A 21,735-nucleotide genomic window follows, 5' to 3' on the forward strand; every position below is an offset into this window, starting at 1 on the left:
TGCCCCGCCCGCAGCCGGGCACGGCCGGTCGGGGCCATCGGTCACTCTCCGTAATCAATCCTGCCCAGGACGGGGACGGTCGCATCCGGTATCGTCGCTGGTTGGCCGAGCGGTGGACGGAGTGGACAGTGACAGCGGTGCAAGACGAGCGCAGCCAGGTACGGACCGTACCCGCCCCGGCGCCCGCCCCCCTGTCGGACCGGCTGCGGGTCGCACTCGGTGCCCCCGTGCGCGCGCTGCGTGAGGCCCCCCGGCGCCCGCTGCTGATCGCCTCCGCCATGGCACTTCTGTCGCTGGTCGTGTACGCCGTGGTCCGCCACTTCGTGCACACCTCGATGGTCGACATGATCGTCTACCGGGCCGAGGGCGCCGCCGTCGCCAACGGCACCGACCTCTACGCACTGCGCGTCACCGAGTGGAACCTGCCCGCGACCTACCCCCCGTTCGCGGCCATGCTGTTCGTCCCGACCACCTGGTTCCCGATCCCCGTCCTCCGGGTGGTGATCACTCTCGGCAACCTCGGCCTGCTCGCCCTGATGACCCACCTGTCCTTCAAGCTGGTCGGCTGGCCGCGCCGCGAGCTGCGCCCGATCGGCGTGGTGCTGGTCACCGGCCTCGGCGTCTGGCTCGAACCCGTCTTCACCACGCTCCGCTACGGCCAGATCAACCTCGCACTCGCCTGCCTCGTCCTCTGGGACCTCACCCGCCCGGACGGGCACCGCGGCAAGGGCATCGCGATCGGCATCGCCGCCGGCCTCAAGCTCACCCCCGGGCTCTTCGCCGTCTACCTGCTGCTCACCGGCCGGGTCCGGGCCGCCTTCACGGCCGGCTTCACCTTCCTCGGCACCTTCCTGGTCGGCGCGCTCTTCCTGCCCGACGCCACCTGGGGCTTCTGGACCAAGTACCTCTACGACTCCTCCCGGGTCGGCAAGACCGAGATCGTCGACAACCAGTCGCTGCGCGGCGCCTTCGCCCGTCTGCTGCACACCGCCGACCCCGGTGTGATCGCCACCCTCGGAGCCGGCCTGGTCGCGCTGGCCGGCCTCGCCATCGCCGCCTGGGCCGCCCGCAGCAGCCGCTGGCTGCCCCGGGCCGAGGCCTGGGGCTTCTGCGTCACGGCCGTCACGGCCGTGCTGATCTCACCGATCAGTTGGACCCACCACTGGGTCTGGTGCGTGCCGGTCCTCGCCCTGCTCGCCGCCGAGGCCTCCGTCGAGCAGGCCCGCCCGGCCGGCATCCGCCGACTGCGCTGGCGGGCCGCGTTCTGGGCGACCCTGGTCGCCTTCCTGTCCTTCGCGATGTGGGCGGCCAAGCCGATCGGCACGGCCGTGCTCCACATGTCACCGCTGCGCCAGCTGCCGACCTCGGTCTATCCGTGGGTCGGCCTCTGCTTCCTGCTCGCCGCCGCCATCCGGATAAGGGCCCGGCGGCGCTCCGCCGGCGCGCCCCTGGTCCGGCTGCCCGGCCAGCGCGACGGCGGCGGCCCGGACGCCGCCCGCGGTCGTCAGCAGGCCCCCGCGGCCCGCTGACCCGGCGGGGGCGCCGTCGCTCCCGCCCTCCCCGGTTCCGCCGCCCGGTCCGGTCCCGCGGTTCCCGCCGGTCTCCCCGTTCCCGCCGGTCTCCCCGTTCCCGTCGCTCATCCGCCCGTCGGCGTGCCGGAGCTCCTGGACGTGCCAGTGCACGCTGCGGCGCATGACCGGCACGCCTACGCGAGCAGCTCGGCGAGCGAGCCGTCCATGTCGAGGGCGGAGAGCTCGCTGCCCGGCGGGACCAGCCGGTGCGCCCGCTCCAGCCAGGCCGCGACGGCCGGCAGCGGAGCCTCCAGCAGCGCGTCCCCGGCGGGCGAGCTCAGCGCCAGGCACAGCACGCTGCGCCGGCCCGAGCGGGTCGGCCAGATCCGCACATCGCCCTGGCCGCACGGGCGGAATGTGCCCTCGACCAGCAGCTCGCGGGCGAACACCCAGGTCACCGGGGAGCCGGTGTCCAGGTGGAAGGTGATGTACACGGCGTACGGGTCGTGGCTGCCGTAGGTCAGCCGGGCCGGGACGGGGACGCTGTGCTCCGGGGAGAGCACCAGGTTCAGCTCCAGCTCGTGTTCCACGACGCTGACGGGGCGGTCCATGATCGTCTTCCTCTCTGCCTTCGGTTCGTGCCCGGTTCCGGGCCCATCGACCTTTGAGAGGGCGGTCCGCGCCTGCTCTTACACACGTTTCCGAGATTTCTCGGGGAAGTTTCGCCCGGGGTGGTGAACGACCGGCCGTGCGGCGCGCGGACATCGGCCGCGCGCCGGGTTCCCTACCTCGGGAGCGCCTGCGCTGTCCGGCGAATCACCAACTTCCCACCGGCACTCCGGCGAGGTACTACCCTTTGTGACTGCCCGGCAACTGTCCGCCTCCGGTGGCGCCACCCTGCGCACCGAGTTCCCCCGGGCGTACGGGGCGCGCCGCAGCGGCTTGCGGCGGGTCCGGTCCGGTTCGACCGGCTCCGGCCGTTCCGGCCAGCCCTGCTCCGCCCCCGCTCCGATCCCGCCCCGCTTCCGCCTCGCTCGTGCTCCACCGCCGCTCCGCTCGTGCTCCACCTCCGCTCCGCGTGCGACCGAGCTCCGACCCGATGTGCATCGCATGAGACGCATCTAGACCCGTTCAGACCCGCCGAGGCCCGGTCCCCGTCACCCATCGGCCCTCGTCAGGACCTGACAGGAGAGAAGACCCCCATGACGGACCGCCCCTTCGCCGCCGACGGCGACCCGGCCGTCGCGCCCGAGCCCGGCTACTACCCCGACCCCTCCATCCCCGGATTCGTCCGGTACTGGGGCGGCTCCGCCTGGGTGCCCGGCACCAGCCGACTCGCGCCCGTCGAGGGCGAGGTGCTGCCGCCGCCCCGGTTCGCCGCCCGGCGGCCCGCGCCGGACGCGGCGGCGCCGCGGGTGGTGCCGCCGCCGGTGGTGCCGGTGCCGGCCGCCCGGTCGGACTCGCCGCTCCCGGAGGCCGGGCCGGGGTCCGCGCCGCTGCCCGAACCGGTGCACGCGGCCGCGCGGGCGGCTGTGCCCGTGCCCGTGCCCTCGCCGGGGGCGGAGGCGCGGGCGGCCCGGGCGGTGCAGGAGGGGCGGGGAGCGCGGGAGGCCCCGGGCCCGGGGGAGACCGGGCCGGTGTACCTGGACCAGACCACGGGCGGGGCTTCCTTCGTGGTCGGGCCGAGGGCGGCGGAGGTCATCGGCGGGCCGGTGTTCCGCACCGTCGAGCCCGCGGCCGAGCAGGGCCACGGTCCGGCCGGGTCGGCGGCGGCCTCCGGCTGGCAGGCCGATCCGCAGGCGCAGCGGGGCCTGATGGAGACGGGCGGCGCGCCGCGCTGGGTGTCCTGGGGGGTGCTTCCGGAGGCGCTCGAGGACGAGGAGGGGCGCGCGGAGCCCGAGCGCGCTGCGGTTGCCGTCGAGGTCGCCGCGGCCCTCGCGCCCGCCATGGCGGTGGCGGTCCGCGAGGTGCCGGCGCCGGTGGTGACCGGCACGGCGGTGCCCGTGGTCGGGGCGGAGGCCGGTTCCGAGGCGGAGGCCGGGCCGGAGCGGGCATCGGGGCCGGCCGCGGTGGCCGCTCCGGCCCGTACCGTCCGGCCGGTGCCGGTCCCGGCCGTGGTGCCGGCTCGGAGCCCGGCTCCGGCGCCGGCCGTGGTGCCTGTCCGGGCGGTGGCCCGGGCCACCGCCCCCGCCGCGCTGCCCGTGGCCCGCCCGGCCCGGGAAGCCCCTGTCCACGGCCGCTCCAACCCGGCGGCCCGGGTGCCCGCCGGGCTGGGGCGGCGGCTGGCGGCCCGGGCGGTGGACACCGCGGTGCTGCTGGTGGTCGCCGTCGCGGCGGGCGTCCCGCTCGGCAGCTCGGTCTCCGACCACCTCCGGCAGAAGCTCGACCAGGCCCGGATGGCCAGCTCCCTCACCCGCCGGCAGGTGCAGGTCTGGCTGGTGGACGACGTGGTGCTGGCCAAGCTGGCCGCGCTGGTCGGCATCCTGGTGTTCGTCAGTCTGGTCTACGAGGTGCTGCCGATCGCCCGGACCGGCCAGACCTTCGGCAAGCGGCTGGCCCGGATCCGGGTGGTGGACGCCACCGCCCCCGGCGGCCGGGCCAGGTTGGGCCTGGGCCGCTCGCTGCTGCGCTGGGTGGTCCGGCAACTCGGTGTCATCCTGCTGCTCGGTCTGGTCTGGCCGGTCCTCGACCGCCCGGCCCGGCGCGGCTGGCAGGACCGGGCGGCCCGGACCCGGGTGGTCCGGGTCTGAGGCGGCGTCGGCCGGTACGACCCGGGGCGCCGCCGGTGCAGCCCGCCGATCGGGCTGCGGAACCCGTCGCCCGGTGGCAAAACGGACAAAATGTCCCAACCCTTGAGAATTCATGATGTTCTACTCGGGGGATGAGCACCCACGACCCCTCAGGCCCCCAGCCGGAGGGGGGCGGCCAGCCCTCCTTCGACAAGCAGCCCCCGACCCCGGGCGGCGGCACGCCGGAAGGCGGACCGCCGAGCCCCACCCCGTCCGGCGCCCCGTCGGACACCCCGTCGGACACGCCGGCGGCCTCCCCGGCCGAAGGGCCCGGCGCCTATCAGGGCAGTTATGGCGGACCGACCCAGGGTCAGGACCCTTACGGCCGACCGCCCCACGACGGACCGGCCCACGACCAGCCCCCGTCCGGCTACGGCACGGGCCCCGACGCCTACGGCGCCCCCGCCGCCGGCCCGACCGGCGGTCCCGTTCCCGGCATGCCGCCCATCGGCACCTGGCCCAAGCGGATCCTCGCCCGCCTCATCGACTACGTCCTCCTGCAGGCCGTCGGCGTCATCGTCGTGGGCCCCTTCGTCGACCTCGGCACCCGCCAGGGCACGACCGAGGCCTTCTGGCTCGGCTGCGCGATCTACCTCATCTACGAGGCCCTGATGCTCAGCCGGGACGGCCAGACCCTCGGCAAGAAGGCGATGAAGATCCGCGTCGCCATGCTCGCCGACGGCAACACGCCCACCCAGGCCGCCGCCTGGACCCGGGCCGCCGTCTACATCCTCCCGGCCGTGCTCTGCTGCGCGGCGCTGTGGTGGATCATCGACGGCCTGTTCGGCGTCTTCGACAAGCCCTACCGGCAGTGCCTCCACGACAAGGCCGCGAAGACCGTGGTGGTCACCACCGAGACCTGAACGCGGCAGCGGGACGACGCCCGGCGGCGGATCAGCGCGGCCGGGCGTACGCGCGCCCGGTCCCGGCCGGGGAGGAGGCCCCGGACCGGTCGGCCACCACCGCCGAGCGGGCCGAGACGGACATCGAGAGCACCGTCACCACGGTGCCGAGCGCCAGCGCGAACCCCACCAGCACCGCGACCTCCAGGACGCCCGCGGCGCCGGAAACGGCCAGCAGTGCCACCGTGGTGGCGACGACGGTGAACGAGCCGAGGCAGAACTGGGCAGCGGACGGACGCGGCATGGCGGGGGGTCCTTCGCACGTCGGGGGGAACGGGCGGAACGGGAGCCGGTTCCAGAATCCTTACCCGGCAAGGGAGTTCGGTACGACCAGGCTAGCCCGCAGGTGCGGGAGCACAGGGGGCGCACGGGCTCACCCCGGGGTCGTCCGCCCCCTCGGTACGGTGGAGTCCGTCCGACACCACGCAGACCGGGGGAACCGACCGTGCCCATCCCCGCCGACTGGCCCACCACCGAGGCCCAGGCGCTCGCCGAACAGCAACGGCTGCGGCCGCTCGTCCGGGCCCGGGACGACGACGCCCCGAGCCGGCTGATCGCCGGTGTCGACGTGGCCTACGACGACGACCACGACCTCGTCGTCGCCGCGGCCGTACTCCTCGACCAGGACACCCTGGACGTCGTCGAAGAGGCCACCGCCGTCGACCGGATCGCCTTCCCCTACGTCCCCGGACTCCTCGCCTTCCGCGAACTCCCCGCCGTCCTCGACGCGCTGGCCGCCCTCACCCGCACCCCCGACACCGTCGTCTGCGACGGCTACGGCCTCGCCCACCCGCGCCGCCTCGGCCTCGCCAGCCACCTCGGCGTCCTCACCGGACTGCGCACCCTCGGCGTCGCCAAGACCCCCTTCACCTTCGACCACCACGAGCCCGCCCCGGAGCGCGGCGCCTGGACGCCCCTCACCGACCCCGCCACCGGCGAGGAGGTCGGCCGCGCCGTGCGCACCCGGCCCGGCGTCAAACCCGTCTACGTCTCCGTCGGCCACCGCATCGGCCTCGACACCGCCGTCCGCACCACCCTCCACCTCGCCCGCCGCTACCGGCTCCCCGAGACCACCCGGCACGCCGACTCCCTCTGCCGCCGGGCCCTCGCCGAGGCCCAGCGCGACCGGACGCCCGCGAACTGACCGTGCGCCGGGCGGGATCCGGGCCCGGTGTGTTAGACATGGGACACCGGGGCCCGGCCCCGACCACCAGGAACGGACGCAGGGGGGCGCCGCGATGGGAGCAGGGACCGGCTCGACCGGATCGACCGGCGGGGCCAACCGGGGCTACCGGGTCGAGGTCGAACAGCTGCGCACCTTCGCCGGCCAAGTGCGGCTGCTGCTCAAGGAGTTCGAGAAGGACGCGAACGGCAGCACCACCCACGGCCGCAGCGGCGTCGGCAAGACCGCCTTCGGCACCTTCGCCGAGGCCACCGAGATCCACGACCGCTACGGCACCATGCGGGACGCGCTGCGGGACGTCCTGAACCAGCTCCAGAGCGCCATCGACGACGCCCAGCACAACGCCGAGCTGACCGCGAGCAACTACGAGGAGCACGACCAGCACGTCAGCGGGAAGCTCAAGCTCTCCGACGACGGCTGGTCGGTGGCCCGACCCTCGGCCGGCAGCGAGGCCGCGTACCAGGCCAACCAGGTCCCGTCCCCGCGCGGCAACGCCACCATCTGACCCACACCCGACCGGAGGTGAACCACCCGTGGTCTACACCGACTTCACCAAGTACAGCCACGCCGATCTCCGCAGGATGGCCCAGGCCCTCGACCCCGGCGCGGTGATGGCCGCCGGTGACCCGTGGCGCAGGGCGGCGACCACCCTCAAGGAGATCCGCAAGACCCTCACCAACGCCAGCACCGAGGCCGCCACCACGTGGGAGGGCACCACCAGCGACTCCTTCCACACCTCCATGCTCACCCTCGCCGCCAACATCAACACGGCCGCCGCCTACGCCAACGACGCCGCCGACACGCTGCACACCATGTCCGAGGCGATGGCCACGGCGAAGCGCACCATGCCCGAGGAACCCGGCACCTGGGACCAGCTCAAGGACAAGGTCGGCGACTTCTTCAGCACCGAGGACGAGCACATCCAGCTCACCGACCGGAAGAAGGCGGAAGCAGCGGCGGTCATGCAGACCCTCGCCATGCACTACCGCATCGCGACCCCGGCCCTGAAGGCGCCGTCCTTGAACCTCAAGCCGGCGAAGCGGGGAGACCCTGACAAGAATTCACAGGACGACGCGAACGGTGCAGCCGCAGCAGTCGCCGCAGTGGTGTCAGGTGCCTCTTATGGAACCGGCAGCACTTCAGTGAGATCAGCGATGGTCAGCCCGCCTCAACGATCGCGTTCTTCTGCGCCATCGGTGGTGTCCAGCCCTTCGGCAAGGAACGCACCCACCCCGACCGACGCCGGGATCAAGGGTGGGAGGGCGCAGACACCGTTGAGACCGTCGATCGGAGCGAGCAGCGGCTCCCTGGCGGGTATCTCGGGTATGCCGGTCACGTCCCCGGGTGGAAGTGTCCCGAGTCCTGTCGCCTCCGGAATCCAGACATCAGTCCTGAGTACGACCTCACCCGTGGGCCCGGCAAGCGGACCGAATATCGGTGGCGGTGCAGACCTGCCGGCGAGTCCTGCGGGCTCGACCGCGCAGACTGCTCCGATCGGGCCCGGGTTGGGGCAAGGCAAAGCCAGAATCGGCGACAAGGACTTCCTCGGTGGCTCGACGCCCCTGGACGCTTCAGAGCCTCGTGGAGGCCGGGCTGGCGGTGCCAGTGGCGGTGGGGCCCATCCGGGCATCGGAGCCGGGAGCCGTGGCGTGTCCGCCGGAAAGCAGGTCGGCGGATCCTTGGCCAGGCCCGGTGGCGCTATTCGTGAGACTGCACCTCCCGGCGGCGGATCGCTGGGCCAGCGAGCCTTCACCGAAGGAGGATCCGGGCTGGGAGCCCGTGGCCGACTGGGTGTCGAATCCGAGGCTCGGGGCTCGGGAATGCTGTCTCCCGGGATCCCGATGAGTGAGGCGCAACGCCGTAGGAGGGGGCGCGGAAAGGACGGCAAGCGTCCGGATTACCTCGTAGAGGATGAGGCGACCTGGGCGTCGGGCAAGCCGGCCAATCCGAACGTGGTGGAATGAGGCCGGTCCGCAATCGGACGGGTGATCTGATCGCATCCCGCAGGTCGGTGGCCTGCGGGATGCCTCGTTGAGTGGGGTGACCGGGTTTGACGAGCCGCCTGTCGGCGCGTGGTGCGGCGGCTCTTGCCGTCGGCGCAGTTGTCTGCACTGTCGCAGTTCCAGCGGCGTTGGCTGATCAGATCAGGGACCAGCAATGGGCTCTGAAGACCTTCGAGGCCGAGGCCAAGGTCTGGCCGGTCAGCCAAGGCGACGGGGTGACCGTCGCTGTGATCGATACCGGCGTGAGTCAAGACCACCAGGATCTGGCCGGGCAGGTGCTTCCCGGGGCGGACCTCTCCGGTGGAAACACGGACGGCCGTGTGGACAGCGACGGTCACGGTACCGCTATGGCGAGCCTGATCGCGGGGCACGGGCACGGTCCGCAGGCAGGCGTGGAGGGCTTGGCACCGAAGGCGAAGATCCTTCCGATAAAGGTAGGCACAAAGGGCGATGACTCCGCTCCTCCGCCGGCCGCATTCGCGGACGCGATTCGCTTCGCGGTGGACCACGGCGCGAAGGTCGTGAATATGTCTCTTGGAGGGAAGGACTTTCGCTTCGATTCAAATCTGCGCAAGTCTGTCAATTACGCCGTTTCCAAGGACGTTGTCCTGATCGCTGCCACCGGCAACACTGGCGCAGACATGGATGTCGAATATCCGGCTGCCTTTCCGGGGGTAGTGGCCGTTGGGGCAGTCGACTCCAAGGGGGCCGTGTGGGAAAAGTCCACATCGGGCCCTGAGACCACTCTGGTCGCACCCGGGGTGGACGTCTACCACGCCACGGCGAAGTCCTCGACGAGTTATGGGGAAGGGGACGGCACCTCCGAAGCTACCGCCTACGTGTCTGCCACTGCCGCGCTCATTCGCTCCAAATATCCGGACCTGTCGGCGGGACAGGTGATCAACCGATTGATCAAGTCGGCTACTGCGCCGGCCAATGGCACGGTGGTGCCCAACGACCACTACGGCTACGGGACCGTCTCGCCCGCGAAGGCGCTAGAACCGAATCCCGCCGTGGACAACGGGCCGGCGGATAATCCGTTGGTGAAGCGGCCCGAGTCGAAGGGGGCGCCGCCGGCCGATGACGACGATGCGACGGATCAGCCGTCGGCGGCGCCGGTGGTGCCCGAGGCCGGTGGTGGCGGTGGTGGCGGCATCGGGCTGGTGGTCGCCGGGGTGGCTGCCGGGGCCGTGGTGCTGGGGGCCTCGGCGGCCGGGGTGGTGATGGTGAGGCGGCGCAGGCGGCGGCCGGGTCAGTGAGTGCTGAGCCATTCGTCGCGTAGGGCGGCCATGTGGAGGACGTCCCAGTAGCGGTCGTCCCAGTGGTGGGCCTGGCGGGCGCGGCCTTCGAGGATGAAGCCGGCCTTGGTGTAGGCGCGGGCGGCGCGTTCGTTGTACTCGAAGACTTCGAGCCGGACGCGGTGGAGGCCGACGGTGGCGAAGGCGTGGCGGAGGACCAGGAGGGTGGTCTCGGTGCCGATGCCGCGGCCGGTGCTGTCGGGGGTGAGGGCGATCCGGTAGCCGGCGGAGCCGTTGTCGGGGTCGACGTCGGTGAGGGCGGTGTCGCCGAGGAAGCGGCCGGTGGCCGGGTCCTCGACGGCGAGGTCGAGCCGGTCGGGCTGGTCGGCGCGGGTGGCGCACCACTGGGCGATCTGTTCGTGGGTGAACACGGCGCGGGTGCCGGTGAGTCGGTTGGTCTCGCGGTCGGTGCAGTGCGCCCACATCGGGTCGGTGTGTCGGGCGTCCAGGGGGACGAGGCGGATGCCGGGGCCGTGCAGGGTGGGTTTCGTCGCGAGGGCTGAGAGGTCTGTGGCCATGGTGCCCAGGATGCCGTCGGAGCCCGGTTCGTGCAGGGATTTGTTCGGCGGCGGTGACGGCGACGGCGACGCCGCCCGGGCGGTGGCGGCTTTTCGGCGGTGGCTGGCGTTCCTGCCACTGGTGGCCGGGGTGCGGGCCGGTGATGCTGGGCCCATGAGCACTCCTGAGAACCTGGCGAGCCCCGTCGACCCGATCGTCCCCGACGTCAAGGACTGGACCTGGGTGCTGGAACGCCCTTGCCCTGACTGCGGGTTGGACACGCCGAGGGTGGCCGTCACGGAGGTCGCCGGGATGGTCCGGGCCAATGCGCAGGGGTGGCTGGCGGTGTTGGCCGGGGACGAGGGGGAGCTGCGCCGTCGGCCCCGGCCGGAGGTCTGGTCCGCCCTGGAGTACGCCTGTCACGTCCGGGACGTCTTCCGGCTGTTCCTGGTCCGGCTGGGCCTGATGCTCGATCAGGACGGCCCGCTGTTCCCGAACTGGGACCAGGACGGGACGGCGGTCGCGGAGCGCTACGGGGAGCAGCGGCCGCAGGTGGTGGCCGGGGAGCTGGCGGCGGCCGGGGAGGCGCTGGCGGCGGCGTTCGAGGCGGTGGCGGGGGAGCAGTGGGACCGGACCGGGGTCCGCAGTGACGGGGCGCGGTTCACGGTCGGGTCCTTCGCCCGCTACCTGGTGCACGACCCGGTGCACCACTTGTTCGACGTGACGGGCGCGCGGGCCTGAGGCCCACCGGCACCAGGCCCGCCGGCCCCAGGCCCGCCCACCCGGGGCCGACGGCACCGAAGGTCACCAGCCGGAGGCCTCGTGGAGCATGGTGCGCCGGAGCCGGCCGGCGACGCTGGCGGTGTCGGTGCCGATGACGTCGGCGATCTCGGGGGCGGCGAGGCCGACGACGTAGTGCAGGATCGCCAGGTCGTCGTCGGCGGCGTGGCGGTCCGGGGCCGGCGCCGGGGTGACGGTCTCCGGCCGGGTGTGTTCGGCGACGGTGCCGCGCAGGATCTGCCAGGCGAGCGCGGTGGGGTTCGGGGTGGTGAGCAACTCCCGCCACTGGACGGCGATTTCGGCGAACGCCTGTTGGACGGCGGTGGCCGCGTTCGCGGGATCGGTCAGCCACACCCGGGCGTAGCTGAGGTACCGGGGCCGGTGGAGTTCGCAGAAGGCGGCGAACTCCAGCGGTACGTCCTCCGGTTCGCCGGGCCCCGGGGGAGGCTCGGCGGCGCTCGTGTGACGGTTGGTCATCTCGTCTTCTCGGAAAGGGAGATGGGTTTCTGACGGTCGATCATCTGTGCTCACTCTACGGTAGGCCCTCGGTGCACTGGGTGACCAATCCGATGGAATGCCCGGATCCCACCGCTGCCCGTCCGGTTCGGGTGACAGCCGCTGCGACGCGGCGGCGGTACTGCCGCTGGAGGGCCGCTGGAGGTTCGGTCCGGCGGCGGTCGAGGGCCGGTCGGAGGGGGGTGCGCAGTGCTGCGGAGGACGTAGGTGCGAGCGTGTCGCAGCTGGTCAGAGGTGGTAGGAGGGTGCCGGTCGCAGGGCGGTCGAGGTGCCACCGTAGGGCCTGGAGGGTCCCGCGTCCACGCTCAGGGCGCGAAGTCGTGTCCGCACAACCGTCTGCGCAACCGCACTCACGGTGGGGGTTGCGCCGGGGCGGGTGGGGGTGGGTGCGTCGGGTGCGCCCCGGCGGCCAGCGGCGACCGGGGCGCGGGGTGGGGCGGGGGTGGTGCCGCCCGGTCAGGGGTTCGGGCGGGCCTCCATGGGGGAGAGCCGGTCGTCGGCGGTGCGACCGCGTTCGGCCTGGGCGGGAAAGGACTCGACGGCCCGGCGGCGGGCCAGTTGGGCGGCCGCCGCTGCGGCCGCAGCGGCTGCTGCCGCGGCTCCCGCGGCGGCTTCCTCGCGGTCACAGCGGTGGCCGACGGGTGCACCGGTGGCGTGCCCGCCGCCCGGGCGCCCCCCTCCGGTGTGCGTCGCGCCCGCGTGCGCCCCCGCCGCGCGCCGTCGGCGGCCGAGTTCGATCCGTTCGGCGTGTTCCTCGGCCGCCTGTCTAGCGGCCAGGTAGGCCTGCACGGCCGCCATGCCGTAGACCGGCTGGATGAGCTGGTGTCCCTTGAAGAAGGGTCTGGCCGGGGCGAACCCGGCGGCGACCACGAGGTCGCGGATCTCTGCTATCTCGGCCTCGCTCCGGGCGGTGAAGCGGACCTCCCAGCCCTTCTTGTACGTATGGCCCTTCTCACCGCTCCGGCGGGCCGGGTCCGGGCGGCGGACGTATCCGGGCAGACGGCCGAGGCGGAGCTGGGCCGCGCGGAGGCCGGCGGTCTCGTCACGTGACATGACGTAAGCCTAGGCAATCCCAGGGGTGCGATTGACGCCCGGAGGGTCCCTCGCCGTATGCCCTTGATCACTCTGGGTCAGGCGACCAGGTCGGCAATCGTTTTCGATCAGATCCGATAGCAATATGAACGGCATTTACTCCAAATGAGTGAGGGTATGCGGACTTTAGTGCGGGCTGATCCCGGTTTCGCGACGGTTGCGTAACAGTGCGTCAGGCTGTGCCACACGGGCTGCGGGGGTTGGGGATGGTGGGCGCATGAGCTACCGGATCCCGTCGCCGCCGCCGTCCCTGGAGGAGCTGGCGAAGCGTCAGCAGAACGTCGTCACCGCCAGCCAGCTGCGCGCCCGGGGCGTGCCGGCCCGGGTCATCACCGAGCACTGCCGCCGGGGCGGCCCCTGGCAGCGGCTGCTGCCCCGGGTCTACCTGCTGCAGTCCGGCGAGCCCACCCCGGAGCAGCGGATGTGGGCCGCGCTGCTGTACGCGGCGCAGAGCGGCCGGGAGGAGGGCCGGTGCGCGGGCGCGGTGATCACCGGCGCGGCCGCACTGGCACTGTACGGCTTCGCCGCCGTGCCGCGGCTGCCGGCGGTGACCGGAGTGGACGTGCTGGTGCCCCGCCAGCGTCGGCTCAAGGACGTCGGCGAGGTGCGGATCCGGCGCACCGAACGGGAGTTGGTGGCACGCTCGGTGCACGGCCTGGCCTGCGCGCCGGTCGCCCGGGCGGTCGCGGACGCGCTGTACGAGTGGACCGTGGACGGGGCCCTCACGGGCGCTCCGGCGCCGGTGCGCGAGGTCCTCCGGGAGGCCGTCGCCCGTCCCGAGAACCGCTGCACGGTACGGGAGTTGGCCGCCGAGCTGATCGAGTCCGGGCTGACCGAGGAGCCCCAGGTGCGCGCCGCCCTGGACGAACTCCTCGCCGCCGAGCGGGAGTTCGTACTGGAGCGGGTCGACCGGCTGGTGGACGAGTGGCTGCTGCCCGCCCCGCTGGTCGCTCCGGAGCTGCGGATGTGCGGCGGCACCTACATCGGCGTCCCGGACCTCTACTGGCCGGAGCAGGGCGTCGCGGTGGAGGTGGACTCGGACCTGCGCTGCGTCAGCGAGGGCGAGGCCGCCTGGGTGCGCGGCGGTCAGCACCGGATGGAGTACCTGGGGATCCGGGTGGTCTACGTCTCCGGTGCCCGGCTGGCCGCCGATCCGGAGGCGGTCGGCGGCGAGCTGCGGGAGGCCTACCGGGTCGGCGGGACGGACGTGGTGGAGCTGATGGTGGTCTGAGACCGGTTCGCGTCCCGGGACGGGGAACCAGGTCGGGGACCCGGGTCGGGGAACCGGGTCGGCCCTGGTCGGGCCCGGGCTCAGGCCGGTCGGACCACCGGCGCGCCGACCAGCTCGACCCCGGCCGCCCGCAGCTCCTCCAGCGCGGCGGCGGTGGTCCCCGGGGCGACCCCGGCGGTGAGGTCGAGCAGCACCCGGGTGGTGAAACCGGCCCGTGCGGCGTCCAGGGCGGTGGCCCGGACGCAGTGGTCGGTGGCGATGCCGACCACGTCGACCTCGTCGACCTGCCGCTCGCGCAGCCACTCCACCGGGCCGCGGTCGTTCTCGTCCAGCCCCTCGAAGCCGCTGTAGGCCGCCGAGTAGGCGCCCTTGTCGAAGACCGCCTCGACCGCCCCGGAGATCACCGCGGGCGCGAAGTTGGGGTGGAAGCCCACGCCCTCCGTCCCGGCCACGCAGTGCACCGGCCAGCTGGAGACGTAGTCCGGCTCGGCGGAGAAGTGGTCGCCCGGGTCGATGTGATGGTCGCGGGTGGCGAGGATGTGGTGGTAGCCGGCGGAGGACTCGGCGATCAGGTCGGTGATGGCGGCGGCCACCTCGGCGCCGCCGGCGACGGCCAGGCTGCCGCCCTCGCAGAAGTCGTTCTGCACGTCGACGACGATCAGTGCCCGGTGCATGGCTCGCATCCTCGGATGTGGGGGCGGTGCGCCCCGGTGGGTGGGGCCCTCGCGGACGCCGGCGGGTTCGGCCCGGCCGGCCCGGGCGGGGACCCGGGGAACTCTACGGCTGACTCTAGGGAGTGGCGCGCGGTCGCGGAAGGCTTGGGGCCGCTCTTCGGGCTCCCGGCGGCGGGGCGGGGAGCGGCCCCGCGCCCCGCCGCCCGGGCCCGGCGCCCCGCCGTCGGACCGGCGCCCGGCCGGCCGGGCCGCGCGGACCCCGGTCGGGGCTGACGCCGGCCGGGCCGCGCGGACGCCGGGCGGGGCTGATCAGTCGATCAGCTCGGTGGGGATGACCGGGTCCCCCTTGGAGAGCTGGGTGGCCGACAGCGGCAGCGCCGCCCGGGCCCGGACGTGCCGCTCGCGGGCGGCGGTCAGCGGCTCGCGCCCGACGGTCTCGCCGGCCCGCACCAGCGGGACCTGCACCAGGTGCGGCCGCAGCTCCTCCGGGACCGCTCCGGTGCCGACCACCTCGGCCTCGGCCACGCCCTCGGCGTCGGGCCGGCGGGCGGCCCACTTGCGGCCGCCGATGCTGGTCTTGCCGCCGGCCGCGCGCTTGGCGACCGGCACCAGCGGGCCGTCCGGGGTCTCGGCCCGGGCGACCAGCTTGTAGACCATCGCGCAGGTCGGGTGACCGCTGCCGGTGACCAGACTGGTGCCGACGCCGTAGCCGTCCACCGGGGCGGCGGCGAGGGCGGCGATCGCGTACTCGTCCAGGTCCGAGGTGACGATGATCCGGGTGTTCCCGGCGCCGAGTTCGTCCAGCTGACGGCGGACCCGGTGGGCCGCCAGGATGAGGTCGCCGGAGTCGATCCGGACCGCGCCCAGCTCGGGGCCGGCCACCTCGACGGCGGTGCGGACGGCCTCGCCCAGGTCGTAGGTGTCGACCAGCAGGGTGGTGCCCTTGCCCATCGACTCGACCTGGGCCCGGAAGGCGTCCCGCTCGCTGTCGTGCACCAGGGTGAAGGCGTGCGCGGAGGTGCCGGCGGTCGGGATGCCGTGCAGGTAGCCGGCCTCCAGGTCGGAGGTGGCGGCGAAGCCGGCCACGTAGGCGGCCCGGGCGGCGGCGACGGCGGCCTGCTCGTGGGCCCGGCGGGCGCCCAGCTCGATCACCGGCCGGCCGCCGGCCGCGGCGGTCATCCGGGAGGCGGCGGCCGCGACCGCCGAGTCGAAGTTGAGGATCGACAGGATCACCGTCTCCAGGATCACCGTCTCGGCGAAGCTGCCCTCGACGGTGAGCACCGGCGATCCGGGGAAGTAGACCTCGCCCTCGGGGTAGCCGTGGATGTCGCCGCGGAAGCGGTAGTCGGCGAGGAACCGCAGGGTGTCGTCCTCGACCACGCCCTGTGCGGACAGCCAGTCCAGTTGGGCGGTGTCGAAGCGGAAGTTCTCGACGGCGTCCAGCACCCGGCCGGTGCCGGCCATCACGCCGTAGCGGCGGCCGCTGGGCAGGCGTCGGGTGAACACCTCGAAGACGGAGCGGCGGTGCGCGGCCCCGCTGCGCAGGGCGGCCTGCAGCATGGTGAGCTCGTAGCGGTCGGTGAGCAGCGCGGTCGAGCCGGCCGCGCGCACTGAAGTGGCGTCCATGAGGATGATGCTACTACCACTTAGCGTCAGATTGACGATTTCTCGTGGCGCGACCCGGGTCGGAATCGCCCGGGTGTCCCCCGGATGGCAGCATGGGGCGTGAGGAGTTACGGACGAGTGTGCAACGAGGAGGCCCGTCGGTGAGTGTCGCGCCCGTGGAGATCGAGCGCCCGGAGGTCGAAGGACAGCCGGTGGCCGAGCCGGACACGCCGTGGGTGACCATCGTGCACAACGACCCGGTCAACCTCATGAGCTACGTCCAGTACGTCTTCCAGGCCTACTTCGGCTACCCGAAGGACAAGGCCCGGAAGCTGATGATGGACGTGCACACCAAGGGCCGGGCGGTGGTCTCCAGCGGCTCCCGCGAGGAGATGGAGCGGGACGTCCAGGCGATGCACGGCTACGGCCTGTGGGCGACGCTGCAGCACGACTGACCGCCCACCCGGCGGACCAGTGACTGACCGCCCGCCCGCGGGGCGGCGCGGCCGAAGACGACGAAGACGGGCTGACCGATACAGATGGCTGGGTTGTTCGAGAGCACCGGCGACGGCGGCGCGGCGATCGCGCTGGACGAGGTGGAGGCCTCCATCCTGCGCTCGCTGGAAGTGCAGATGCTGGAGCTGATCGGCCCCGGCCCGGGCGGGCACGGGGACGACCCGCTGGCGGCGCTGTTCGCCGAGGGCCCGACCGAGGCGCCCGCCGACCCGGCGCTGGCCCGGCTGTTCCCCGACGCCTACGGCGACCCGGCGGCGCCCGCGGACGAGGAGGTGCGGGCCGCCTCGGCCGAGTTCCGCCGCTACACCGAGCTCGACCTGCGGGCCCGCAAGCGGGACGACGCGCTGCAGGTGGTCCGCTCGCTGGACGGCCTCGGCGGCGCCGGCGGGGTGCTCAAGCTGCCCGCCGCCGACTGCCTGCGCTGGCTGGGCGCGCTCAACGACCTGCGGCTGACCCTCGGGGTGCGACTGGAGGTCGCCGACGAGGACGAGCAGGGCCTCTACGAACTGCCGGACAGCGACGAGCGCAAGCCGCTGGTGATGGCCTACCTGTGGTTGGGGGCGCTCCAGGAGTCGCTGCTGGAGGCGATCACCGACTGAGCGAGGGCCGGAAGCGGAGCGGTTCCCTCCGCGCCGCCCGGCGATCGTGCCCGTTTTCGGGCAGGCCCCGGCCGTTCCGTCCAGCATGTGGACGATCAGCCGGGGTATTTTCGCATAAATCGGGCAAACCGTCACAGGTCATGCTCAAATATCGCTCAGATGAACACCGGTATCCGGATCGTGCGTGGTACGACTTCTCCCCACAAACGAGACCCACCCAGGACGGTGACCATGGCCGAGCAGACCTACGACCAGGTGGTCGACGGGAAACCGGACGAAGAGGGCTACGAGCGGGGCCTCGGCAGCCGCCAGATCCAGATGATCGCCATCGGCGGCGCCATCGGCACCGGACTCTTCCTCGGCGCCGGCACCGCGATCTCCAAGTCCGGGCCCAGCCTGATCCTCTCCTACGCCGTGGCCGGCCTGGTGATCTTCGGGATCATGCGCGCCCTCGGCGAACTGCTCACCTACCGCCCGGTCTCCGGCAGCTTCGCCGAGTACGCCCGGGAGTTCCTCGGCCCCTTCGCCGGCTACGTCACCGGCTGGACGTACTGGCTGTTCTGGGTCGTCACCGGGATGGCGGAGACCACCGCCGCCGCCGTCTACGTGAAGTTCTGGGCGCCCGGCATCCCGCAGTGGGCCAGCGCGCTGACCTTCCTCGTCATCCTCTACGCGGCCAACCTGATCTCGGTGAAGCTGTTCGGCGAGATCGAGTTCTGGTTCTCCATGGTCAAGGTCACCGCCATCATCGGCATGATCCTGATCGGCATCGGGGTGCTCACCCTGGGCTTCAGCAAGGCCGGCGACACCGCCTCGATCACCCACCTGTGGCAGGACGGCGGCTTCTTCCCCAAGGGCATCGGCGCCACCGTGATGACCCTGCAGATCGTCATGTTCGCCTACCTCGGCGTCGAACTCGTCGGCGTCACCGCGGGCGAGAGCGAGAACCCCGAGAAGACCCTGCCGCGCGCCATCAACACCCTGCCCTGGCGCATCGCGCTGTTCTACATCGGCGCCCTGACGATCATCCTCGCGCTGGTGCCGTGGCGGGAGTTCCAGCCCGGCGTCAGCCCGTTCGTCGCCGCCTTCGGCAAGATCGGCATCCCGGCCGCGGCCGGCATCATCAACTTCGTGGTGCTCACCGCCGCGCTCTCCTCCTGCAACTCCGGGATGTACTCCACCGGCCGCATGCTGCGCGACCTCGCCCTGCGCGGCCAGGCCCCCGGGCAGCTCACCAAGCTCAACCGCCGCCGCACCCCGGCCTTCGCGATCACCCTCTCCTGCCTGCTGATGGGCGCCGGCGTGGTGCTCAACTACCTCGTCCCGGCCCGGGCCTTCGAGTACATCACCTCGGTCGCCACCGTCTGCGGGCTGTGGACCTGGGCGATGATCCTGATCTCCCAGATCCGCTACCGCAAGGCCTGGCAGGCCGGCCACCTGCCGCCGCCCACCTTCAAGGCGCCCGGCGGCGTCTGGGTCAGCTGGGCCGCGCTGGCCTTCCTGGCCATGGTCGTGGTGCTGATCGCACTCGACAAGGACAACCGGATCTCGCTGTACGTCTTCCCGTTCTGGGCGCTGCTGCTGCTGATCGGCTACCAGGTGCTCAGGCGCCGCAACCCGCAGGCCGTCCACGGCACCGCCCACGACCACCTGCACGCCCGCAAGGACGGCTGACCGGGCCTCCCCCCCCGGAACGCCCGGGCGCCCGCCGCTCCGGGACCCCCCGCGACGGCGGGCGACCGGGTGGCGGACACCCGGCGACCGGGCCTCGGACGCCCCGGCGGCCGGCCACCGGGGCGTGGCATCCTGGCCGGCATGCTGACCATCACCCGAGAAATCCGCGACCGGATCGTGGCCCACGCCCGCGCCGACCACCCGGACGAGGCCTGCGGCGTGGTCGCCGGACCGGCCGGCAGCGGCCGGCCCGAGCGGTTCGTCCCGATGCTCAACGCCGCCCGCTCGCCCACCTTCTACGAGTTCGACTCGGGCGACCTGCTCAAGCTCTACCGCGCGATGGACGACCTGGACGAGGAACCGGTGATCGTCTACCACTCGCACACCGCCACCGAGGCCTACCCCTCGCGCACCGACGTGAGCTACGCCTCCGAGCCGTTCGCCCACTACGTCCTGGTCTCCACCGCCGACGGCAACGGCGAGGACGACCCCTACCAGTTCCGCTCGTTCCGCATCGTGGACGGCGAGATCACGGAGGAAGACGTCCAGGTCGTCGAGGCCTACCCGGTCTGACCCGCACCCGCCCGGACGAGGCCCGTCGACCCGCCACCGGCGGGCGGCGGGCCCGCGCCGTCCCCGGAGAATCCCAGCACTTGGAACAACAACATCCGGATCCTGGGACGGGCATGTCCGAGCGGGCCCGGGAATCTATACGATGAGCCCATGCGTTCCGTCGATGTGAGCAACCAGGCCCCGGGCACCCGCCTCGTGGCGCGCCTGCACATCGACCTGTGCCGGCACGCCGGCGCGATCTGTCCCGGCACGCCCGCGCGCTCGCGCTGAGAGCCGCCCCGCCCGACCCGGGCCCCGCCGCCGACCCGGCGGCGTCGAGCCCCGGGCACCCTCCGCCCCGCCGCGCCCGCTGCGGCCCACCCACCTCCACGACTCGCACAGGAGCGCACCCATGGCCATCGAGGTCCGCATCCCGACCATCCTCCGCACCTACACCGACGGCGCCAAGGCCGTCGAGGGCAACGGCAGCAACCTCGGGGAACTCTTCGCCGACCTCGACGCCCGCCACCCGGGCATCGCCGCCCGCCTGGTCGACGGCGGCGAGCTGCGCCGCTTCGTCAACGTCTACCTGAACGACGAGGACGTCCGGTTCCTGGAGGGCATCTCCACCGCCCTCGCCGACGGCGACAGCGTCACCATCCTGCCCGCCGTGGCCGGCGGCGCCCGCTGACCACCCGGCTCCCCCGCCGCGGGGCGGGGGAGCCGGCCCTCCTCACCCTCACCGCCGTGGCCGGAGGCCTCCCTTGCGATACGACAGTCCGCTCGAAGCCGTCGGCAACACCCCGCTGGTCCGCCTGCCGCGGCTGTCCGCCGCCGTCCCCGGCAACGACGCGGGGCTGGTGAGCCTCTGGGCCAAGCTGGAGGACCGCAACCCGACCGGCTCGATCAAGGACCGCCCGGCGCTGCACATGATCGAGCGCGCCGAGGCCGACGGCCGGCTCACCCCCGGCTGCACGATCCTGGAGCCCACCAGCGGCAACACAGGCATCTCGCTCGCCATGGCCGCCAAGCTCAAGGGCTACCGGATGGTCTGCGTGATGCCCGAGAACACCAGCGAGGAACGGCGCGAACTGCTCCGGATGTGGGGCGCCGAGATCATCCCCTCCCCGGCCGCCGGCGGCTCCAACACCGCCGTCCGGATGGCCAAGGAGATCGCGGCCGAGCACCCCGACTGGGTGATGCTCTACCAGTACGGCAACCCCGACAACGCGGGCGCCCACTACGCCACCACCGGCCCCGAGATCCTCGCCGACCTGCCCGCCGTCACCCACTTCGTGGCCGGCCTCGGCACCACCGGCACCCTGATGGGCGTCGGCCGCTACCTGCGCGAGAAGGTCCCCGGCGTGCGGATCGTCGCCGCCGAGCCGCGCTACGACGACCTGGTGTACGGGCTGCGCAACCTCGACGAGGGCTTCGTGCCCGAGCTCTACGACGCCGAGGTGCTCACCACCCGCTTCTCGGTCGGCTCCGCGGACGCCGTCCGCCGCACCCGCGAACTCCTCCAGCAGGAGGGCCTCTTCGCGGGCGTGTCCACCGGCGCCATCCTGCACGCCGCGATCGGCGTCGGCCGCAAGGCGGCGGCCGCCGGGGAGCGTGCCGACATCGTCTTCGTGGTCGCGGACGGCGGCTGGAAGTACCTCTCCACCGGCATCTACACGGCCGAGACCACCGAGGCGGCGGTCGAGGCGCTGCAGGGCCAGCTCTGGGCCTAGCGCCGCCCTAGCGCTGCTGGAGGGCCCGCTGGGCCCGGGCCCAGAGCTGCCGGTCCACCGTGCCGGCCCGGCGGCGGAAGGCGGACAGCGGCACCTCGCGCAGCTCGTCGGTCTCCAGCCAGCTGGCCCGGCCCTGCCGGTCGCCCACCGCACCGGGCGGCAGCGGGAGCACCCCCGGGCGCTCGGCGTGGTGCTTGCTGGTGATCTTCGCGACGGTGGCGGTCCGGCCGTGCACCCGCAGCACCAGGCAGGGGCGGTCCTTGGCCCCCGGACCGTCCTCGAACGGCACCTCCGCCCACCAGACCTCCTGCGGCTCCGGGGCGGCCCCGCGGCCCGGGCGCGGCCGCGGGCCGGTCGGGCCGGTCGGGCTCGTCGGACGCGGCGCCGGACGGGTGCGCCGCACCAGCGCGCCCGCGACGGCCGCCAGCACGGCGACGCCCACCAGCAGGAGGACCACCCAGATGCCTGTCATGCGGCGAACCGTACCGGGCCGGTGGTGAACGCCACCACCGAGGCCGTCGTGACGGTTGGGCATTTGTCCGTACGGTGCTTCCGGTTCGTCACGAAACCGCCACGACA

General features: G+C 73.1%; 24 protein-coding genes. 16 read left to right on the forward strand and 8 right to left on the reverse strand.

Going from position 1 to position 21,735, the window contains the following annotated elements:
• The first annotated feature begins 128 nt into the window (after positions 1–128).
• Complete coding sequence (locus AB0O91_RS18705; protein ID WP_363434071.1) at positions 129–1,529, forward strand: glycosyltransferase 87 family protein; 1,401 nt, start codon at positions 129–131, stop codon at positions 1,527–1,529.
• A gap of 176 nt (positions 1,530–1,705) precedes the next feature.
• Here the strand turns inward: AB0O91_RS18705 and AB0O91_RS18710 are convergent, their stop codons facing one another.
• Positions 1,706–2,122 carry an SsgA family sporulation/cell division regulator gene (locus tag AB0O91_RS18710; protein ID WP_363434073.1) on the reverse strand — a complete coding sequence of 139 codons (417 nt, stop codon included), beginning with the start codon at positions 2,120–2,122 and terminating at the stop codon, positions 1,706–1,708.
• A gap of 591 nt (positions 2,123–2,713) precedes the next feature.
• On the opposite strand from AB0O91_RS18710, the gene AB0O91_RS18715 reads away from it, so the two are divergent.
• Entirely contained in the window at positions 2,714–4,261 is a 1,548-nt protein-coding gene (locus AB0O91_RS18715; RefSeq protein ID WP_363434075.1) for an RDD family protein, read from the forward strand.
• 131 nt (positions 4,262–4,392) lie between these two features.
• On the forward strand, positions 4,393–5,163 hold the full coding sequence (locus tag AB0O91_RS18720; RefSeq protein WP_363434077.1) for an RDD family protein: 771 nt from the start codon (positions 4,393–4,395) through the stop codon (positions 5,161–5,163).
• A gap of 31 nt (positions 5,164–5,194) precedes the next feature.
• On the opposite strand, the gene AB0O91_RS18725 is transcribed toward AB0O91_RS18720, so the two are convergent.
• Positions 5,195–5,446 (reverse strand): hypothetical protein, encoded by a 252-nt coding sequence (locus AB0O91_RS18725; protein ID WP_363434080.1) that lies wholly within the window; start codon positions 5,444–5,446, stop codon positions 5,195–5,197.
• A 201-nt stretch (positions 5,447–5,647) separates the two neighbouring features.
• Between AB0O91_RS18725 and AB0O91_RS18730 the strand changes: the two genes are divergently transcribed.
• The 4 genes from AB0O91_RS18730 to mycP all read left to right on the forward strand — a co-directional run bounded on the left by AB0O91_RS18730 (position 5,648) and on the right by mycP (position 9,647).
• Complete coding sequence (locus tag AB0O91_RS18730; RefSeq protein WP_363434083.1) at positions 5,648–6,346, forward strand: endonuclease V; 699 nt, start codon at positions 5,648–5,650, stop codon at positions 6,344–6,346.
• 94 nt (positions 6,347–6,440) lie between these two features.
• Positions 6,441–6,890, forward strand: a complete 450-nt coding sequence (locus AB0O91_RS18735) for a hypothetical protein (protein ID WP_363434085.1) — start codon at positions 6,441–6,443, stop codon at positions 6,888–6,890.
• A gap of 28 nt (positions 6,891–6,918) precedes the next feature.
• Positions 6,919–8,349: a hypothetical protein gene (locus tag AB0O91_RS18740; RefSeq protein ID WP_363434088.1), complete on the forward strand. Its 1,431-nt coding sequence runs from the start codon at positions 6,919–6,921 to the stop codon at positions 8,347–8,349.
• Between the two features lie 167 nt (positions 8,350–8,516).
• Positions 8,517–9,647: a type VII secretion-associated serine protease mycosin gene (gene mycP, locus AB0O91_RS18745; RefSeq protein ID WP_363434090.1), complete on the forward strand. Its 1,131-nt coding sequence runs from the start codon at positions 8,517–8,519 to the stop codon at positions 9,645–9,647.
• Here mycP and AB0O91_RS18750 read toward each other — a convergent pair.
• Positions 9,641–10,204: a GNAT family protein gene (locus tag AB0O91_RS18750; RefSeq protein WP_363434093.1), complete on the reverse strand. Its 564-nt coding sequence runs from the start codon at positions 10,202–10,204 to the stop codon at positions 9,641–9,643. The genes mycP and AB0O91_RS18750 overlap by 7 nt on opposite strands.
• A gap of 154 nt (positions 10,205–10,358) precedes the next feature.
• On the opposite strand from AB0O91_RS18750, the gene AB0O91_RS18755 reads away from it, so the two are divergent.
• The gene (locus tag AB0O91_RS18755; protein WP_363434095.1) at positions 10,359–10,925 is read left to right on the forward strand and encodes a DinB family protein; all 567 of its coding nucleotides are present in this window, start codon (positions 10,359–10,361) and stop codon (positions 10,923–10,925) included.
• Positions 10,926–10,988: 63 nt separating this feature from the next.
• Here AB0O91_RS18755 and AB0O91_RS18760 read toward each other — a convergent pair whose 3' ends face one another.
• Together AB0O91_RS18760 and AB0O91_RS18765 are read right to left on the reverse strand one after the other, a co-directional pair.
• Positions 10,989–11,441 (reverse strand): hypothetical protein, encoded by a 453-nt coding sequence (locus tag AB0O91_RS18760; RefSeq protein WP_363434098.1) that lies wholly within the window; start codon positions 11,439–11,441, stop codon positions 10,989–10,991.
• Positions 11,442–11,936: 495 nt separating this feature from the next.
• Positions 11,937–12,533 carry a hypothetical protein gene (locus AB0O91_RS18765; RefSeq protein WP_363434101.1) on the reverse strand — a complete coding sequence of 199 codons (597 nt, stop codon included), beginning with the start codon at positions 12,531–12,533 and terminating at the stop codon, positions 11,937–11,939.
• A gap of 256 nt (positions 12,534–12,789) precedes the next feature.
• On the opposite strand from AB0O91_RS18765, the gene AB0O91_RS18770 reads away from it, so the two are divergent.
• On the forward strand, positions 12,790–13,803 hold the full coding sequence (locus tag AB0O91_RS18770; RefSeq protein ID WP_363434104.1) for a hypothetical protein: 1,014 nt from the start codon (positions 12,790–12,792) through the stop codon (positions 13,801–13,803).
• A gap of 80 nt (positions 13,804–13,883) precedes the next feature.
• On the opposite strand, the gene AB0O91_RS18775 is transcribed toward AB0O91_RS18770, so the two are convergent.
• Together AB0O91_RS18775 and AB0O91_RS18780 are read right to left on the reverse strand one after the other, a co-directional pair.
• Positions 13,884–14,477 carry an isochorismatase family protein gene (locus AB0O91_RS18775; RefSeq protein WP_363434106.1) on the reverse strand — a complete coding sequence of 198 codons (594 nt, stop codon included), beginning with the start codon at positions 14,475–14,477 and terminating at the stop codon, positions 13,884–13,886.
• A gap of 309 nt (positions 14,478–14,786) precedes the next feature.
• The gene (locus tag AB0O91_RS18780) at positions 14,787–16,103 is read right to left on the reverse strand and encodes a nicotinate phosphoribosyltransferase (RefSeq protein ID WP_363434109.1); all 1,317 of its coding nucleotides are present in this window, start codon (positions 16,101–16,103) and stop codon (positions 14,787–14,789) included.
• A gap of 140 nt (positions 16,104–16,243) precedes the next feature.
• On the opposite strand from AB0O91_RS18780, the gene clpS reads away from it, so the two are divergent.
• From clpS to AB0O91_RS18815, 7 genes are all read left to right on the forward strand, one after another.
• Complete coding sequence (clpS, locus tag AB0O91_RS18785; RefSeq protein ID WP_363434112.1) at positions 16,244–16,537, forward strand: ATP-dependent Clp protease adapter ClpS; 294 nt, start codon at positions 16,244–16,246, stop codon at positions 16,535–16,537.
• An 84-nt stretch (positions 16,538–16,621) separates the two neighbouring features.
• Positions 16,622–17,197: a DUF2017 domain-containing protein gene (locus AB0O91_RS18790; protein WP_363434114.1), complete on the forward strand. Its 576-nt coding sequence runs from the start codon at positions 16,622–16,624 to the stop codon at positions 17,195–17,197.
• A gap of 231 nt (positions 17,198–17,428) precedes the next feature.
• Positions 17,429–18,871, forward strand: a complete 1,443-nt coding sequence (locus tag AB0O91_RS18795) for an amino acid permease (RefSeq protein WP_363434116.1) — start codon at positions 17,429–17,431, stop codon at positions 18,869–18,871.
• A gap of 141 nt (positions 18,872–19,012) precedes the next feature.
• Positions 19,013–19,444: a M67 family metallopeptidase gene (locus AB0O91_RS18800; protein ID WP_363434119.1), complete on the forward strand. Its 432-nt coding sequence runs from the start codon at positions 19,013–19,015 to the stop codon at positions 19,442–19,444.
• Between the two features lie 150 nt (positions 19,445–19,594).
• Positions 19,595–19,714 carry a putative leader peptide gene (locus AB0O91_RS18805; protein ID WP_317621128.1) on the forward strand — a complete coding sequence of 40 codons (120 nt, stop codon included), beginning with the start codon at positions 19,595–19,597 and terminating at the stop codon, positions 19,712–19,714.
• Positions 19,715–19,835: 121 nt separating this feature from the next.
• Positions 19,836–20,114, forward strand: coding sequence for a MoaD/ThiS family protein (locus tag AB0O91_RS18810; RefSeq protein ID WP_363434122.1), 279 nt, complete (start codon positions 19,836–19,838; stop codon positions 20,112–20,114).
• Positions 20,115–20,187: 73 nt separating this feature from the next.
• Complete coding sequence (locus AB0O91_RS18815; protein WP_363434124.1) at positions 20,188–21,156, forward strand: cysteine synthase; 969 nt, start codon at positions 20,188–20,190, stop codon at positions 21,154–21,156.
• Between the two features lie 7 nt (positions 21,157–21,163).
• On the opposite strand, the gene AB0O91_RS18820 is transcribed toward AB0O91_RS18815, so the two are convergent.
• Positions 21,164–21,628: a type II toxin-antitoxin system PemK/MazF family toxin gene (locus AB0O91_RS18820; RefSeq protein WP_363434126.1), complete on the reverse strand. Its 465-nt coding sequence runs from the start codon at positions 21,626–21,628 to the stop codon at positions 21,164–21,166.
• Positions 21,629–21,735: the final 107 nt, after the last annotated feature.

Source organism: Kitasatospora sp. NPDC089797, assembly GCF_040684795.1.
Taxonomy (GTDB): Bacteria; Actinomycetota; Actinomycetes; order Streptomycetales; family Streptomycetaceae; genus Kitasatospora.